The organism is Anaerofilum hominis (assembly GCF_014287275.1).
GTDB lineage: Bacteria > Bacillota > Clostridia > Oscillospirales > Ruminococcaceae > Pygmaiobacter > Pygmaiobacter hominis.
This window is the reverse complement of sequence record NZ_JACONZ010000001.1, coordinates 324558-340662: the sequence shown is the minus strand read 5'-3', so window position 1 is coordinate 340662 and position 16105 is coordinate 324558. Positions and strand designations below refer to the sequence as shown.

18 protein-coding genes are annotated in these 16105 nt (G+C 62.7%); 9 read left to right on the top strand and 9 right to left on the bottom strand.

The window, feature by feature from the left end; translation table 11 throughout:
• Positions 1-65 precede the first annotated feature (65 nt).
• A complete protein-coding gene (locus tag H8S23_RS01540; RefSeq protein ID WP_186886550.1) occupies positions 66-656 on the top strand; it encodes a sugar O-acetyltransferase in 591 nt (196 codons plus the stop codon).
• 380 nt (positions 657-1036) lie between these two features.
• Here the strand turns inward: H8S23_RS01540 and H8S23_RS01535 are convergent, their stop codons facing one another.
• The 5 genes from H8S23_RS01535 to dhaS all read right to left on the bottom strand — a co-directional run bounded on the left by H8S23_RS01535 (position 1037) and on the right by dhaS (position 4073).
• On the bottom strand, positions 1037-1258 hold the full coding sequence (locus H8S23_RS01535; RefSeq protein WP_186886549.1) for a hypothetical protein: 222 nt from the start codon (positions 1256-1258) through the stop codon (positions 1037-1039).
• A 7-nt stretch (positions 1259-1265) separates the two neighbouring features.
• Positions 1266-1889, bottom strand: a complete 624-nt coding sequence (locus H8S23_RS01530; protein WP_186886548.1) for an ABC-2 transporter permease — start codon at positions 1887-1889, stop codon at positions 1266-1268.
• 90 nt (positions 1890-1979) lie between these two features.
• Positions 1980-2846 carry an ABC transporter ATP-binding protein gene (locus tag H8S23_RS01525; protein ID WP_186886547.1) on the bottom strand — a complete coding sequence of 289 codons (867 nt, stop codon included), beginning with the start codon at positions 2844-2846 and terminating at the stop codon, positions 1980-1982.
• Between the two features lie 3 nt (positions 2847-2849).
• A complete protein-coding gene (locus H8S23_RS01520) occupies positions 2850-3224 on the bottom strand; it encodes a GntR family transcriptional regulator (protein ID WP_186886546.1) in 375 nt (124 codons plus the stop codon).
• A gap of 294 nt (positions 3225-3518) precedes the next feature.
• Positions 3519-4073, bottom strand: coding sequence for a dihydroxyacetone kinase transcriptional activator DhaS (gene dhaS / locus H8S23_RS01515; protein ID WP_186886545.1), 555 nt, complete (start codon positions 4071-4073; stop codon positions 3519-3521).
• Positions 4074-4833: 760 nt separating this feature from the next.
• On the opposite strand from dhaS, the gene H8S23_RS01510 reads away from it, so the two are divergent.
• The 5 genes from H8S23_RS01510 (at position 4834) to H8S23_RS01490 (ending at position 9909) form a co-directional block, all read left to right on the top strand.
• Positions 4834-5694, top strand: coding sequence for a TraX family protein (locus H8S23_RS01510; RefSeq protein WP_243165798.1), 861 nt, complete (start codon positions 4834-4836; stop codon positions 5692-5694).
• Positions 5695-5902: 208 nt separating this feature from the next.
• Positions 5903-6580: a response regulator transcription factor gene (locus H8S23_RS01505; RefSeq protein WP_186886544.1), complete on the top strand. Its 678-nt coding sequence runs from the start codon at positions 5903-5905 to the stop codon at positions 6578-6580.
• Positions 6559-7935: a sensor histidine kinase gene (locus H8S23_RS01500; RefSeq protein ID WP_186886543.1), complete on the top strand. Its 1377-nt coding sequence runs from the start codon at positions 6559-6561 to the stop codon at positions 7933-7935. Before H8S23_RS01505 ends, H8S23_RS01500 begins: the two co-directional genes overlap by 22 nt.
• Positions 7936-8343: 408 nt before the next feature.
• Positions 8344-9342: a nucleoside hydrolase gene (locus H8S23_RS01495; protein ID WP_186886542.1), complete on the top strand. Its 999-nt coding sequence runs from the start codon at positions 8344-8346 to the stop codon at positions 9340-9342.
• Positions 9343-9909 (top strand): DUF3795 domain-containing protein, encoded by a 567-nt coding sequence (locus tag H8S23_RS01490; protein WP_186886541.1) that lies wholly within the window; start codon positions 9343-9345, stop codon positions 9907-9909. It begins immediately after the preceding gene.
• Positions 9910-10294: 385 nt separating this feature from the next.
• Here H8S23_RS01490 and H8S23_RS01485 read toward each other — a convergent pair whose 3' ends face one another.
• From H8S23_RS01485 to H8S23_RS01470, 4 genes are all read right to left on the bottom strand, one after another.
• On the bottom strand, positions 10295-11017 hold the full coding sequence (locus H8S23_RS01485; protein WP_186886540.1) for a YggS family pyridoxal phosphate-dependent enzyme: 723 nt from the start codon (positions 11015-11017) through the stop codon (positions 10295-10297).
• Positions 11018-11031: 14 nt separating this feature from the next.
• Positions 11032-11589 carry a TIGR01440 family protein gene (locus tag H8S23_RS01480; protein WP_186886539.1) on the bottom strand — a complete coding sequence of 186 codons (558 nt, stop codon included), beginning with the start codon at positions 11587-11589 and terminating at the stop codon, positions 11032-11034.
• A gap of 234 nt (positions 11590-11823) precedes the next feature.
• The gene (locus tag H8S23_RS01475) at positions 11824-12117 is read right to left on the bottom strand and encodes a DUF3788 family protein (protein WP_186887210.1); all 294 of its coding nucleotides are present in this window, start codon (positions 12115-12117) and stop codon (positions 11824-11826) included.
• 6 nt (positions 12118-12123) lie between these two features.
• Positions 12124-12273: a hypothetical protein gene (locus H8S23_RS01470; protein WP_186886538.1), complete on the bottom strand. Its 150-nt coding sequence runs from the start codon at positions 12271-12273 to the stop codon at positions 12124-12126.
• Positions 12274-12447: 174 nt separating this feature from the next.
• Here H8S23_RS01470 and H8S23_RS01465 point away from each other — a divergent pair, with 174 nt between their 5' ends.
• The 3 genes from H8S23_RS01465 (at position 12448) to H8S23_RS01455 (ending at position 15982) form a co-directional block, all read left to right on the top strand.
• Complete coding sequence (locus H8S23_RS01465) at positions 12448-12963, top strand: RNA polymerase sigma factor (RefSeq protein ID WP_186886537.1); 516 nt, start codon at positions 12448-12450, stop codon at positions 12961-12963.
• Positions 12964-13080: 117 nt separating this feature from the next.
• The gene (locus tag H8S23_RS01460) at positions 13081-13788 is read left to right on the top strand and encodes a response regulator transcription factor (RefSeq protein WP_186886536.1); all 708 of its coding nucleotides are present in this window, start codon (positions 13081-13083) and stop codon (positions 13786-13788) included.
• Positions 13763-15982 carry a sensor histidine kinase gene (locus tag H8S23_RS01455; protein ID WP_186886535.1) on the top strand — a complete coding sequence of 740 codons (2220 nt, stop codon included), beginning with the start codon at positions 13763-13765 and terminating at the stop codon, positions 15980-15982. Before H8S23_RS01460 ends, H8S23_RS01455 begins: the two co-directional genes overlap by 26 nt.
• Positions 15983-16105 lie beyond the last annotated feature (123 nt).

Sequence of the window (16105 nt, the reverse complement as noted above, 5' to 3'; positions counted from 1 at the left end):
GCCGCCCCAACCGAGGCGGCCGTGTTGTGTGCAGACCTGAAAACAAAAAAGAGAGGGAAAAGACGATGGAAAAAGAATTTTTGGGCGGCTACACCGAGGGCTGGTGGCAGGCGGACCGAAAAAACCGGGCGCTGGTGCGGCGGTACAATACCATGGACCCGGAACTGCTGTGGGAGAAATATCAGCTGCTCAAAGAGCTGCTGGGCGAGGTGGAGGAGCACGCGCTCATCGAGCCGCCGTTTTACTGTGACAACGGTAAAAATATCCGGGTGGGAAAAAATTTTTACGCGAATTATAATCTGGTGATCCTGGACGCGGACAAGGTGACGATGGGGGACCGGGTCGTGATCGGCCCCAACGTGACCTTTTGCGCTGCTTCTCACCCGGTACATCCCGAGAGCCGCTTTCACGGGGGCGCTTATCCAGTGCTTACCGCCCCTATCACAGTGGGGGATGACGTGTGGATCGGGGCCAATGTGACGGTCATGATGGGGGTGACCATCGGCAGCGGCGCCACCATCGGCGCCGGCAGCGTGGTGACCCACGATATCCCCGCGGGGGTGGTGGCCGCAGGCGTGCCCTGCCGGGTGCTGCGGCAGGTGACCGACGCGGACCGCTACGACTGGCCGGAGGACGGGCGGGACACGGCGCTATAGCGAAAATTCGTTCTGTCGACGGGTAAAAAACAGGGCCGGGAAGCTGTGCAGCAACACACAGCTTCCCGGCCCTGTTTCCGTTTGCAGCGCGCAGGCGCGCGGCGGTTTTCCGTCCAGCCCGGGCAGGGGGAGGGGCCGCACGGCCTGAAAGGACAAGAGCTGCAGACCGGCCCGCCGTCCCGCGCAGGCCCTTTTCAGCCCGCGCCGCTCCTGCGAGCGACGACGATCGGAAAAGTTGGCAACAACAGCGCCGCGGTTCGGGTTCAGTCCACGCCGCTCCTGCGAACAGCAACATCGTCATGGGCGGTTTGCAGGGGCGGCCATTTCCGTTTCGCTCCTGTTTGGAAAAAACGCTGTTCACGCCTGGTCCGGCCTTTTGTTTATCTAAAGGCCCGGCGCAGCTTTGCCAGGTCGGACGCGCTGTCCACCCAGTTTTCCACATAGCCGCAGTCCGCACAGACATAGCGGATCACCGGCACCTTGCCGGCCAGCGTAAAGGTGGTGGTGTAGATGTTGTTGCCGCTGGCATAACGGCCCGGGTGGTCGGGGATGCGCAGCAGCGCGCGGGAACCGCATTTGGGGCAAACACCTTTCTGCTTCATGACCGCATCACAGCTCCTTTTTGCGGAAGATGGAGACCGAGATGAAATAAGAGAGCAGATATCCCAGTGCCGCCGCAAAGGGCAGGGCGATGAGCAGCCCGATCCAGAAGTCTTCCTCGGGCATGGGCAGCCCAAGCTTTGACAGCGCCAGAATGCCCAGCGTGGGCAGCAGGAAGATGACGATCATCATCATGCGCGCCTTTTCGGTGCCGAACTTGTACAGGCAGGGCAGCAGCACGGCCTGCATCAGCAGGGCAACACACAGACAGGCGCCCACCGAGGCCAGGCCCTCTGTCATGGGCCCGCCGCTGAACAGGGCGGTGCCCACCACAACGGCCAGTGAGAGCAGTCCGCCCGCACCCACGGTCAGCAGGCCCAGCAGATATTTTGCGCCCACCAGAGACCGGCGGCTGAGAGGCATGGTCAGGGCGTATTTGTCCCATTTGGCCTGCTCATCGTAGGCCATGCTGCTGAGCACCACCATGGCGCTCAGCATAACGCCGTAGGCCGCGACAAACGAGTAGTTGTTGCCGGAAAAACTGAAAATAAAAACGAATACCACAAAGATCAGCAGCAGCTGTTTCAGATAGCGCCGCATGTTCATCAGGTCTTTATAGACAAGACCGCTCATTTCAATCATCATCCTTTCGCAATAAGCGCAGATCCTGCAGGGCTTGCAGGGCAAGAGGGGAAAAAGGGGGGGACAGAGCCGGTCCCTGACTCAGCCCTGCTCGCCTTTCACATAAAAGAGCATGATGTCGTCGATCCCGGCGCTGTCCAGCACAACGGAGGGGTGGCGGCGGGAAAATTCTTCCCGGTCCGCGACCAGCAGCTCTTCACCGCCCATGGCGGAACGGCGGCGGCGCAGGTATTCGTCCGCGCCGATGCGCTCAAACTGCTGGGCCGTGCAGCGCGCCACGCCGTAGCTGTACACAAGATCGTCCTTGTTTTTTGAGAATACGATCTTTCCCTTGTGGATAAAGGTGACGTAGTCGGCGACCTTTTCCAGATCGCTGGTGATGTGGGATGAGAACAGGATGCTGTGATCTTCGTCCTGGATAAAATCGTAAAAGACGTCCAGGATCTCATCCCGCACAATGGGGTCCAGGCCGCTGGTGGCCTCGTCCAGAATCAGCAGCCTGGGGTGGTGGGCCAGCGCTGCGGCGATGGAAAGCTTCATTTTCATCCCGCGGGAAAATGCTTTCACCTCTTTGCCCTGCGGCAGGTCAAAACGGCCGCACAGGGACGTGAAAGCGCCGCTGTCCCACTGCTTTTTGTAAATGCGGCCCAGCATTTTGTCGATGCCCCGGAGCGTCAGGTTATCGTGGAAATAGGTCTCGTCAAAGACGACCCCGATCTGGCTTTTGATCTCCCGCTCCCCATCCGTCATCGGCCGGCCCAGCAGCTCGCTTTCGCCGCTGTCAGGGCGGATCAGGCCCAAGATCGCCTTGATGGTGGTGGTCTTGCCCGCGCCGTTTTCGCCCACAAACCCCATGATGCTGCCGCAGGGCACGGCAAAGCTGACGTCCTGCAGCGCAAAGCCGGGATATTGTTTAGAGAGATGGCGCACTTCAATCGCGTTTTTCATCGTTTATTCTCCTTCATAGAGCAGGGCAAGGGCGTCCTGCAGTTCCGCAAGGGCAACGCCGCCGGTTTTGGCCGCGTCCACCGCGCGCTGCAGGGCTTCCTCCACCATGCGCAGGGACTCCTCCCGCAAGAATTCCGGGTTTTTGACCGCAACAAAACAGCCCTTGCCCGGCACGTTGGTGATAAAGCCGTCCCGCTCCAGATCCTCGTAGGCGCGCTTGGTCGTGATGACGCTGATGCGCAGGTCCTTTGCAAGCTGCCGCATGCTGGGCAGGCCCTCGCCCTCGGTCAGGACGCCGGTCAGGATACCGTTTTTGATCTGCGAGGTGATCTGTTCGTAGATGGGCTTACCACTGGAATTGCTAATGATGATCTCCAATCTTCTGCCTCATTTCCGGAAATGAATACTGTATATATACTGTATGCACAGTATAACGCGCTGTTTCCGCATTGTCAATAGAAAAGAAAAAGTTTTGTTTCGCTTTTTATGCCGCGGGCGGCGGCATAAAAAAAGAGCAGCCGCAAAGCGGCTGCTCGGACTTGTTCTGCAAAAAACACAACTGCGGGCCCACCGGCCCCGCGCCTGCGCCTGCCGCCGGCGCTCTGCTTTGCGGCAAAAGAGCAGCCCGCCCACCCGCGGAAAGAAAAACGCCCCGGGCCGGGGCGGAGCGCGCTATTTGTACTTTTCCAGTTCCCGCAGCAGGCTGCCGTTGATCAGTTCACGGATGCGGCCCACATAATAGGCGGGGTCCTCTTTCATGCCGCCGCGCGCCCATTTCATCACCAGACCGACAAAGGCGAACGCGTAAAAGTCTGCGATAAAGGCGCGGTCCTCTCTGGCGATGCGGCCGCCGCTCTCGGTCTCGATCAGGGAGCTGATCAGGCTTTGGAGAAATTGGGTCAGATATTCTTCAAAACTGTTTTGCCCCGGCGTGTTCAGGGCGTTGACATAGAATTTTTTGTTCTGCTGCACATAAAGGCAGAGATCGCGCAGGCCGTCCGTCCAATGGGCGCGGTCGGAGAAACTGCCCATAAAAGGCAGGGTCTCGGTGGAATAGATCCAGCCCACCAGGTCGTATTTGTCCTTAAAGTGGTAATAAAAGGTCTGGCGGTTGATGCCGCAGTGCGCGGTGATATCTCCCACCGAGATGCGGGCCAGAGACCGGGTCTGCATCAGCTCTTTGAGCGCGTCCGCCAGCCGCTGTTTGGTGAGGGCCGAATCCGCCATGAGTATCCTCCTTTGCTTGCCGGAAAAGCAAAAAGCGTCCGCAGAGCTTTTTTGCCGCCTTGCCGCGGGCTTGTCCCCCCGCGCGCCCACCCGGACCGGCTGCTTTTTGCAGCCGTGCGGCCGCCGGGCCGCCGTGACGGCGGTCAAAAGCGCGGCCCCGGGAGAGTGCTGTTTTTTTGCCGGACTCGGCCGCGGGCGTGAAAGGCAAGCCTTGCCGGTCTCTTCGGCCCGGCGGGTGAGGGGGCGGGAAAATCACGCCGTCCCTGCGGCCGTCGACCGCCCGGGCGGCCGGGAAAGTCTGTGCTTTGTCACAGGTTTACCGACGCTGGACTTGCGGACGGTGACCGCATCTCGGCCAGCGCGGGTATGGGCGATGGCCTGTTTCGAGCCGCGCCGCTCTTGCGAGCGGGGGCCAGATCGTCTAACAAACCGTTACAAATTGTAACGAGTTTCAATTCACGCCGTTCCTGGGGGTAGCGACGCCTGCCGGGTCATTTGCAAACTGCCTGCAAAGGCGTGTTTCAATCCTCGCCGCCCTTGCGGACGGCGGTCCTGCACGTCCGCAATGCTCGCCGTCCTGCAGCCGTTTCGACCCGCTCGGCGCGCATCCGATACCCCTATTTTAGAGGATTTCATCTTTTTTTTCAAGAAACGCGCCGGAGCCCGCCGGCGGCAGGACAAAAAACACGGCGGCCCTGATAAATTCCTTAGAAATTCCTTTTATGATAAAGACAGACCGATCACAAAAGGAGGATTTTTTATGGAACAGGAATTACAAATGATGCGCGCGCCGCAAAAGCGCCGCGCAGGGCTGACCGGCTTTGACCTCAAGGTCATCGCGCTGGTGCTGATGGTGCTGGATCACATCCATTATTTTTTTGAGTTCACCGGTGCGGTGCCGCTGATCTTCAACCAGCTGGGACGGCTTTCAGCGGGGCTTTTTCTCTTTTCGGTGGTGGAGGGGTTTGTTCACACGCATAACCGAAAAAAGTATTTTCTGCGCATCTACCTGATCTCGCTTGCCATGGGCCTGACGCTGTACGGGATGCTGGTCTTTGGCGTCGCCCGGGGCGACGGCATGGTCCCCCTGAACCAGATCATGGCAAATTTCGTTGTGCTGCTGCCCATGCTGCAGGGCTGTGAATGGCTGGGGCAGCGGCGCTGGGTGCGCGGGCTGGCGGCGCTGCTGCTGCCCATGGCGTGGCCCTATCTCGTCCTCTATCTGCTGTGCTCTCTGTTCCCGGTGCTGAACGGCTGGGTGGCCCTGGTGGGGTTTACCGTGCTTCCGATGCACAACCTTGTCATGGACGGGGGGACCTGGTACGTGCTTTCAGGTCTGCTGCTCTATCTGCTGCGCAAAAACCGGTTTTTGCAGGCGGGAGGCTATTTTGTATTCAATCTGCTGGTCTACGGGGGCATGGCGCTGTCGGTGCCGGGCATCACCGCGGCGGAGTTTTTCAACACCTATTTTGAGTGGATGTGCGCTTTTTCGGCCCTGTTTATGGTATTCTATAACGGGGAGCGGGGCAAAAATATCAAAAGCTTTTTTTATGTCTTTTATCCCGCCCATGTCTACGTCCTGTTCGGCCTCTCCTGTCTGGTATGGGACTGGCTGCACTGACAAGCTGTGCGGCTTGGCTGGGAAAGGGCTGCCGCGCAATGTTTTTGCCCGGCAGAGCTGAGCCCTGCCTGTTCTGCGGCGGGGCAGCGGCGCGGAAGAAAAATTCATCCCGCCGCCGGCAGGGCTTTGCCCTCGGCGACCCTTTGGAAACAGGGGCCGCCCGGCGCGGGGCGGTCTGGGGGGGCGGAAAGGAAAGCGGGGGAGAAAAATGGCGAATATCCTGGTGGTGGACGACGAGCCGGACCTGCGCGCGCTGCTGCAGGCGGCGCTGCAAAAGGACGGGCACCGGGTGACCGCGCTGGGGCGCGGAGACGAGGTCACCGCCCGGCACTGTGCCTGGGCCGACTGCATCCTGATGGATGTGATGATGCCGGGCGAGGACGGCTTTGCGGCCTGTGCGCGCATCCGCAGCGAGGCGGATTGCCCCATCCTGTTCCTCACCGCAAAAGGGGAGGAACAGGACGTGCTGCGCGGCCTGGCGCTGGGCGGGGACGATTATCTGACCAAGCCCTTTCGCCTGGCGGAGCTGCGCGCCCGCGTCGCGGCGCATCTGCGACGGCAGGGCCGCGTGCCGGCGCGCAGGCTGCGGCGGGGAGACTATGAGTTTGATCTCGCTGCACAGGAGATGTCGTTTTCAGGCCGGCCGGTCAGGCTCACCCGCGGCGAGTACGCCATCTGCGAACATCTTGCCTCCCATGCGGGGCAGACACTGGGCAAAGAGCAGATCTATGAAGCGGTGTTCGGCTATGAGGGCGGGGCGGACGCCTCCGCTGTGACCGAGCATGTCAAAAATATCCGGGCAAAATGCCGCGTCGCCGGCGCGCAGGAGCTGCCCGTGGAGACGGTATGGGGGATCGGTTACCGATGGAAAAGCGAAAAGGTGTGAGCCTGCGCGCGCTGCTGGCGCGCTATCTGCTGGCCACCGGCGCGCTGCTGGCGCTGTTTGCGGCGGCGGCATGGAGCCTGATCGTCCTGCTGATGAACAGCGGCTTCCTCCTGCCCGCCAGCAGCAGCCAGCAGGCTGCACTGCAGTCGGCCGCGCGCCTGCGCCAGCGGGAAGCGTTTGACGCGTCGGACCTGGATCCGCTGTGCGGTTATGTCTATTTCAGCGGCGAGGGCGCGGTGGTGCAGAGCAATCTGTCCCCAAAACGGCTGGAGGACGCGCAGAACATGCTGCGCGGGCAGGAGAAGACCAGCCTGCTGGGTGCCGCCTGGTATTATGAGAGCGTGGAGTTTGCAGACGGCGGGCTGTGCCTGATCCAGTACGACTACAGCGTGCCCTACGGCGATCCGGCGCTGCGGGGCCGTCTGCCGGATTTTCAGACGGCTTATCTGGCGTTCTGCGTGCTGCTGGCGCTGGGGATCGTCGCCCTGACCACTTTCCACTACAGCCGCAGATTGGGGCGGGCGGCGGACAAACTGGCCCGCGCGGGCGCGACGATCGCTGCCGGGGAGCTGGAACAGGGCGATTTCACGGCAACCGGCGTGCGCGAGCTGGACGGCGCGATGGATGCGATGCGCACGTTAAAGGAAAACCTTTCCGGCTCGCTGCGCGCCCAGTGGCGCATGGAACAGCAGCGCGCCGAGCAGATCGCGGCGCTGGCCCACGATCTAAAGAACCCGCTGACCGTGATCAGCGGCAACGCCGAGCTGCTGGCGGAAGAACCGCTCGCCCCGCAGGCGCAGGGATATGTGGAGGCCATCCGGCGCGGGGGAGAGCGGGCCGGCCGCTATCTGGAGGCGCTGCGGCAGGCGGCTGCCCCGGATGGCCTGGCGGCGGAGCCTGAGCCGCAGCCAGTGGACGCGGCGGATCTGTTTTGCGCGGTGCGGCAGGCGGCGCAGGATGTCTGTCGTCTGCACGGGGTGCGGCTGTGTGCCGGGACGCCGCCGCCCGGCGTTTTGCTGCGGCTGCAGGCTGAACCTGTGCGGCGGGCGCTGCTCAACCTGATCGAAAACGCAGCGCAGGCCGCACCGGGCGGCAGCGTGCGGCTGGCCCTTTGCCTGTCGCCCCGGCAGGCGGCTTTTGTGGTGGAGGACGACGGCCCCGGTTTTTCGCCGCAGGACCTGCAGCGCGGGACCGAGCTGTTTTACCGCGGCAGCGACGCACGGCCAGGAGACGGGCACTGCGGCCTGGGGCTCTATGTCTGCCGGCGTGCGGCCGAGGCGGCGGGCGGCAGCCTGACGCTGGAAAACGGCTCTGCCGGCGGCGCGCGGGTGACGCTGACCCTGCCGCGGCAGTAGAGCGGCGCGGGCTGGAGGCGGCGGAGAAACACGCCCCCGGCCCGTTTGCCGCCCCGCCCAGACAGCTTCCCGGCCTTCTGTGCGGCATACTGATTAAATCAGTCCAAAAAGCAGAGATGCTGTGCCGGCTATGTCAGCTGCTTTATCGCATGGATAAACGGTGCGGCCAGGGCGGTCGGGACCTGACGTCTGCAGAGGGCGTGGCCTCTGTCTTTGCTGCGGGGAAAGTAAGCAGGCTCAGTGAAGCAGAGATCAACTTCTGTGTAAAACACATGGAAAGTTGGATGCCTGCCCGCAGTGCAGCCTTGACAGGCCAAATCCCCCTGCCGTATACTGGGAGCGACAAAAGCAGGGCCTGCCGGACTTTTGCGGAAAACGGACCGGGGCCGGATGAGGGAGGGCATTGGAATGGACAGAAGAAAGATCATCATGGACGTGGACACGGGTTCGGACGATGCGATCGCGCTTTGCGCGGCCATGCTCAGCGATGAGCTGGAACTGCTGGGCGTGTGTACCGTGGGCGGCAACGTAGAGGTGAAAAACACCACCGACAACACGCTGCGGGTGGTGGAGTGCTGCGGCCGCCCGGAGGTAAAGGTCTATCGGGGTGCGGCGCTGCCGCTGGCGTCCACCCTGCAGCCCTGGGGCCTGCAGGCGCAGGAGCTGCCCCGCCGCGAGGGGGGCCGCGACCAGGAAACGGCGGTACACACCGACCATCTGCCGCTGCCGCCCACCTCGCTGCGCGAGCAGCAGCAAAGCGCCTGCGTCTGGCTGATCGAGACGCTGCTGGCGGCAGAAGACGGCGAGATCACCCTGGTGCCGGTGGGCCCGATCACCAACATTGCCCTGGCCATGCGGGCCGACCCCCGCATTCTGCCCAAGATCCGTGAGATCGTGCTGATGGGCGGCTCCCACGATACCTATCCGCCCACCCAGGCGGCGGAGTTCAATGTGTGGGCGGACCCGGAGGCTCTGGAGATCGTGCTGCAAAGCGGGGTCAAGGTGACCATGGTCTCGCTGGACGCCACCTCCCACGCCTGTTTGGACCGCCGGCAGGCAGCGCTGCTGCGGGAGATCGGCAGCGCCCCCGCGCTGCTCTGCGCCGAACTGGTGGAACACCGGCTGAAAGCGTCGGCCGCAGAGGGGGACGCGGACGGCACCGGCGTGGGCGCGGCGATCCACGACGCGCTGGCGGTGTGCGCGGTGCTGCACCCGGAGGTGCTCACCGAGGTAGAGTACACCAGCTGTCATGTGGACCTGGGCCACGGCTATGCTTACGGCGAGACGGTGCTGGGGCGGAACTACAAGTTTATGGAGATGCCCAAAAACTGCTATTACGCGCGTTCGGCGGATTCGCAGCTGTTTTTTGACTGGCTGTACGGCGTGCTTCAGAAAGCGGCCCGGTAGATGGAAAAGTATCGGCGCAGTTATCCCTGTTTTGCGCTCTGCGGCCTCAACTGCGGTCTTTGCCCCATGTATCACATCAGTGAAGAAAACCACTGTACCGGCTGCGGCGGCGCGGGACGGCCCTCCTGTGCGGTGCTGCGGTGCGCGGGGGAGCATGGCGGCATCGCGTACTGTTTTCAGTGTCCTGAATATCCCTGCGCGCGCTATGAACCGCCGCCGGAGTACGACTCCTTTGTGTCTGCGCGCAATGTGCGGCGCGACTTTGCGCGCGCGGAGAGCTGGGGGCTGGAACGGTATCAGGCCGTGCTGGAAGAAAAGATGGAGCTGCTGCGCTTTCTGCTGCAGGGATATAACGACGGCAGGCGCAAGTCTTTTTTCTGCCTTGCGGCAAACCTGCTGGAATTGGAGGACCTGCACACGGCCGTGGCCCGGCTGCGGCGGGAGACAGGGCCGGGGATGGAACTGAAAGAGAGGGCTGCCCTGGCGGTGCAGCTGCTGGGGGAGACCGCAGCTGCCGCAGGGGTGGTGCTGAAGCTGAAACGCCCGCCGCGCGGCGGCAAAAAATAACGGTCCCAGCCCGCCAGTTCCGCGTCGCCGGCCCCGGAACAGCGGCCTCCCAAAGCGGCTTCCCGCCGCCTGCCCGTGTAGACGGCGGGCGTTGACGGGGGAGGCCGGCAGACCTCTTTTGCCGCCGCGGGCCCGCTGTAAAAAGCGCTTTTGACCTGCGGCGGAAGAAAAAGGGCCGGCCCGGATGAAAAAATGAAAACACAGAAAAAGCAGCCGCAAACGGCTGCTTTTTTGTTTGCTTCCGATGCCAAAGACCATGCGCCCGGCGGGGGTGGGCGGCTGCAGGGCGCTGGCGGCGTGCGCGCCGGACCGGGGCAGGACCGAATGCGCTGTGCCGAAGCGGCGGCAGAAAAGGGCGGCATAAAAATGCCGCCCTCGCATCCTCTTATTTCGCGGTCACAGGGGGCCGCGGCCCAAAGATGGCGGTGCCCACCCGCACGATGTTGGCACCCTCCAGGATCGCGTCGGCAAAATCGCCGCTCATGCCCATGGAGAGGTATTCCATCGATACATTGCCCCCTGCCTGCCGGGCGGCGGCTTCAAACAGCGCATACATGCGGGCAAAATAGGGGCGGGAGGCCCCGGGCACCGCGGCGGCGGGAGGGATGGCCATCAGACCGCGCACCCGCACCGAGGGCAGGCCATGGGCTGTCTCCAGCAGCGCGGGCAGCTGGGCGGGCGCCGTGCCGCTTTTGCTCTCCTCTCCGCCGATGTTGACCTCGATCAGCAGGTCCTGAAAGAGGCTGCATTTCTCCGCCTGCGCGGCGACGCAGCGCAGCAGCTTTTCCGAGCCCACCGACTCGATGAGCTGCGCTTTGCCCACCACCAGTTTCACCTTGTTGGTCTGCAGGTGGCCGATAAAGTGCAGCGGCTTGCCGCCGTAGGCGGCGGCCGCGCTTTTTTCACACAGTTCCTGCACGCGGTTCTCGCCGAACAGGTCGATGTCGAGCCCAGCTGCCAGCCGCACCGTGGCCGCGTCCTGCGTTTTGCTGGCGGCGCAGAGCAGCACGCTGCCCTCTGCGCACCCGGCGGCGCGCAGGGCCTCGGCCATGGACAGGCGCACCCGCGCCACGTTTTCTTCCAGCAGCTTCCGCTTTTCCTCTGTCATTTTTGCCACCCTCCTTATCTGCCGGAGCCGGGCAGATAGGCCGCGCGGCTGCCGCCGATGTATTTGGGGCGGGTGCGGGCGCAGAGCAGCCCCGCCTCGCCGATGCGGGCAAGGCTCAGCCGCACCGGCACCGCCACCGGGCGAAGATGCATGCCGATCAGGGTGCCGCCGATGTCCAGCCCGGCTCCGGCGCGCACCTGTTCCACCGCCACGGGCTGGCGCATCCTGGCGTAGACGGTAGTGGCAAAGGAGCCGCCGGCGTGGGGCTGGGGCACCACATTGACCACCTCTGCAAAGCGGGGCAGCGCGGCGCGCTCCACGATCAGCGCGCGGTTGAGATGCTCACAGCACTGGGCGGCAAGAAACAGGCCGTGCTGTTCCAGCAACGGCAGGATGCCGTCACAGACCGCGGCCGCAGCCTCCATACTGGACCCCTGGCCGATGCGCTGGCCCATGATCTCACTGGAAGAACAGCCCACCACAAAGAGGTCGCCCGGTTCAAGGCGCGCTTCGGCCAGAAGTTCCTCTGTGGCCCGCCGCGCCTGTTCCCGTATCTGATCCAATAATTCCATTTTATTCGCCTCCGCACTATTGAGGATAAAAAAACGCTTCCGGCCCCGTGTCCGGCGCAGAACTCTAACACAGCCGCCCTCGGACCCACTGCGGCCGGCTCTCCCGGGCCAACAGGACCGGCCCAGGATCCACCCCGCGAGGTCCTCGGCTCATCGTGAGAGGTCCAAGGTCCATCCCGCGACGCCCTCAGCCCATCGCGGCCGTCCCAAAGTTTGGCCCGGGAGGCCCCGGGCTCACCGCGTCCCGCGGGCCGGCTTTGCCCGCACCGCGAGCAGAGCCTTCACGTCGTCCAGGGCCGCGGGCGAGTCTACCTGGATCATCAGCCACTTGCCGCCGTTGAGATAGGCGGTATTTTCAAACAGCTGCCGCACGGCAGGCGTACAGCCGCTGAGGGCGAGAGAGACGGCCTGTTCGTCTTTTTCACGCGCGACCACCATGCAGGTAAAGCTGCCGGGCGCGGGCCAGCCGGGATAAAGCGTGCACAGGGCCCTGCCGGATTTTTTGTACTTGACGTTCCAGCCCGGCAGGCTGCCTCATCGGCTGTATTCGACAGATGGGGCGACGCCGTAAGCCTGCTCCAGGTAACCGCAGAGCTGATCCCAAAGCGGTGTGGCCGCCTGGGCGCTGATCGCCCCGGGGCCGGGCCTGCGGTCTGCGGGGTACAGCTTGCTCCAATCACTCATAAAGACGTCCTCTCCGGGCGCAGCCCTCTGTTTTCTCCATTATACCAACCGCTACCGAAAATCCAAAGGGATTCTTTAGAAATTCTTTGGAAATTTATGTCCGGGCTTTTTAGATTTACCGGGTAAGATAGGAGACAGTGAAGCGGGGAAAACACCCAGACGGAGGAGACGGACATGACGCAGGAGCGGTTTGAAGAGATGGTGGAGCAGTACGGACGGCTGGTGTTCACAGTGTGCAACCAGCTGGTGGGGGACGCGGGCCAGGCGGAGGACTTGGCACAGGAGACGTTCCTCTCCGCGTGGCTGCACGCGGACCGCTGCCCGGAGGGGGCGGAAAAGGCATGGCTTTGCCGCATCGCCGCCAACAAGGCCAAGGATTGCCTCAAAAGCGCTTACCGGCGCAGGGTGGCCGCCGCCGGAGGGCCGGGCGACTGGCTGGAGGGGCAGGCCTGTGCGGAGGAAGTATCGCCGGAGGACGCCGTCGCCTCCCAGGAAACGCTGCGCACCGTGCGCGGCGGCATCGAGGGGCTGCGCGCCCCCTATAAAGAGGTCTCAGCCCTGTTTTTTCTGGAGAATTATTCTGTCGCCGAGATCGCTCAGCTGTTGGGGCGGCCTCACAAAACGATAAACACCCAGCTCTACCGCGCAAAGAGCATGCTGCGCGGCCAGCTGGCCGCGCAGGTGGCGTGAGCCGCCCCGCCGGTCCCTCCCGCCCCGGTTTTGGGACCGGGGATGTTTTTCACGGCGTTTCCATGTATAATAGATAAAAAATGGAGATGGGCATGAAACACCCGCCGGGAGGAAGTTATGGGGTATCGCATTCTGGTCGTCGAGGATGACAGGGAGATCCGGGACGGCATCGGTATTTATCTGAAGAACCAGGGATATGAGGTCGTCAAGGCGGCCAACGGGGAAGAGGGGCTGACCGCCCTGCGCGAAAACGAGATCCACCTCGCCATTGTGGACATCATGATGCCGGTGATGGACGGCGTCACCATGACCATGAAGCTGCGCGAAAGCTATGATTTCCCGGTCATCATGCTCTCTGCCAAGTCGGAGGACATCGACAAGATCACGGGCCTCAATATCGGGGCGGACGACTATGTGACAAAGCCGTTTGCGCCCATGGAGCTGATCGCGCGGGTGAACTCGCAGCTGCGGCGGTATGCAAAATATCTGGCCCTCGCGGGCGGGCAGCCCGCCCAGCCGGAAGAGCATGTCTACGCCATCGGCGGTCTGGAGCTGAACGAGGACACGGTCTCGTTGACGGTGGACGGCCGCCCGGTGCGGCTGACCCCGCTGGAATTCAAGATCCTGGCGCTGCTGATGAAAAATCCCGGGCGGGTGTTTTCCGCCGAGGAGATCTATGAACGGGTGTGGAACGAAAAGGCGATCACGACCGACACCATCATGGTGCACATCCGCAATATCCGGGAGAAGATCGAGATCAACCCCCGGGAGCCAAAATATTTAAAGGTGGTATGGGGGATTGGATACAAGATCGACCAGGAATAGATGGGTGGCCGTGCTGCTGTGCGTATTGATGACCGCGGCGGCGGCCGTGGGGCTGACAGGGGCCGCCCCGCTTTATTATGAGCAGCGCTGGTCCGGCGACGAGGCGCTTTTTAACCAGGAATATTTTGTCTGGCTGATGGCGGCCAGCAACTATACCCTGTACTGGCGCGCGGAGGAGTCGTGGCAGGGCAAAAGCCTGCTGCCCAGCGACGTCTATTACCCTGCGCAGCAGGCGCAGGACGAGGAGGACCCGGACGGCGCTTCTGCCGGGATGGAGGAGCGCAGCACCTTTGACCAGACGCTTTATAACTGGGACGCGCAGGTCGGCGATCAGCTGGATGGGATGCTCTGGGCCGTGATCGACGAGAAGCGCGATAAGATCTACACCAACAGCCGGGAGGACCTGACCGCTTTTTGGAAAGACGGCCGGGTGACCCAGGCTGCCGGGGAGGAGTACCAGTATTTTCTGGCGATGCAGTTCGACGCAGCCGGCGCGCAGATGCCCGCCGACTTTTACGGGGAGGGCGGGGACTATGTCCTGGCCGGCCATCAGGACATCCTGTGGCGCTTCCGTCTGGGAGAGTACAGCCTTGACCAGCTGGCGGCGGAGGACTTTGGCTGCCAGCCGCCCCGGGAGCTCACCATCCTCTATGCCGTGCCCCGCACGGTGGGCGGCGCGGGCATCGGCGCTTTGGCCTATTGGAGCGACCTGCGCAACTTTATAAACACCGGCTATGGCGGCGCGGCGCTCACAGCGGCGCTTGCGGCGGCGGGTTTTGCGCTGCTGCTCACCCTCAAGCGGTCCTGGGGGCTGGGGCGGGGCATCGCTGCAAAGCTGCCCTTTGAATTGGCGATAGCAGGCGGGTTTGCGGTTCTTTTTGCCATAGAAAATGCAGTGCAGCTGACCTTTAACGTGGTGCGCGGCACGGTCCCCCGCTGGCTGGAGGAGGTCGCCTCGGTGGACGACCCGGCCCTGGCGGGCGGGCTGTCGAATCTGCTGCTGTGCGCCGTGTTCTTTGCGATATTGGGGCTGGCGGTCTTTTGCGCCCTCAGCCTCTCCAATATCTTTTTTCAGGGTCCGGCCGCCTATTTTGCGCAGCGCAGCCTGATCGTGCGGTTCTGCCGCCGGGTGGGGCGCGGCTTCAGACGCTTGTGGCAAGCCGCCACCCGCATTGATCTGACCGATTCCGTCACCAGAACTCTGCTGCGGCTGCTGGCGGTGAATTTTGTCATCCTGGCCCTCTGCTGCACCGTCTGGGTCTTCGGCATCCTGGGGCTGGTGGCCTATACCGCGATCCTGTTTTTTGTGCTGCGCAAACGGGTCGGCCGCATCCAGCAGGATTATCGGACTCTGCTGGACGCCACCGGGCGGATGGCGCAGGGCGATCTGGACCTGCGCATCGAAGAGGATCTGGGCATCCTTGACCCGCTGAAAGAAGAACTCAACCGGGTGCAGAGCGGCTTTAAAAAGGCGGTGGAGACCGAGGTGCGCAGCCGTAACATGAAAACTGAGCTGATCACCAACGTTTCCCATGATCTGAAAACGCCCCTCACCGCCATCATCACCTATGTGGACCTGCTCAAAGATGATTCCCTCACCGAGGAACAGCGCAGAAGCTATGTGGAAACGCTGGATAAAAAGTCTCAGCGGCTCAAACGGCTCATCGAGGACCTGTTTGAGGTGAGCAAGGCAGCCAGCGGCAATGTGACGCTGCATTTTGCCGAGGTGGACCTGGCGGCGCTGCTCAAGCAGGTCGAGTATGAGCTGGAGGACAAGATCGGGGCCAGCGGCATCGACTTTCGCTGGAACCTGCCCGACCACCGGGTGCCGCTGCGGCTGGACGGACAGCGCAGCTGCCGCATCTTTGAAAACCTGATCGTCAATATCACGAAGTACGGCATGCCCCACACCCGCGCCTACATCGATCTGCGTGAAGAGGAGGATGCGGTCACCGTGACCTTTAAAAACGTCTCGGCAGAAGAGCTGGACTTTGGCGAAGACGAGATCGTCGAGCGCTTTGCGCGCGGCGATAAGTCCCGCAACACCGATGGCTCGGGGCTGGGGCTGGCCATTGCCAAGAGCTTTACGGAGCTGCAGGGCGGGCGCTTTGCCGTGCATGTGGACGGCGACCTGTTCAAGGCGGAGCTGGTCTGGCCCAAAGACGCCAACGCGGGCAGGGAAGATCTGGATTGACCGGCGGCCGGCGCGGCTGCAAAAGATAAAAAAAGGCGGATAACCGGTGCAGCTGCGCCGGTTTATCCGCCTTTTTTTGGAGATAAATGAGTCTTATATCAAAATAAAACCGACAACAACAAA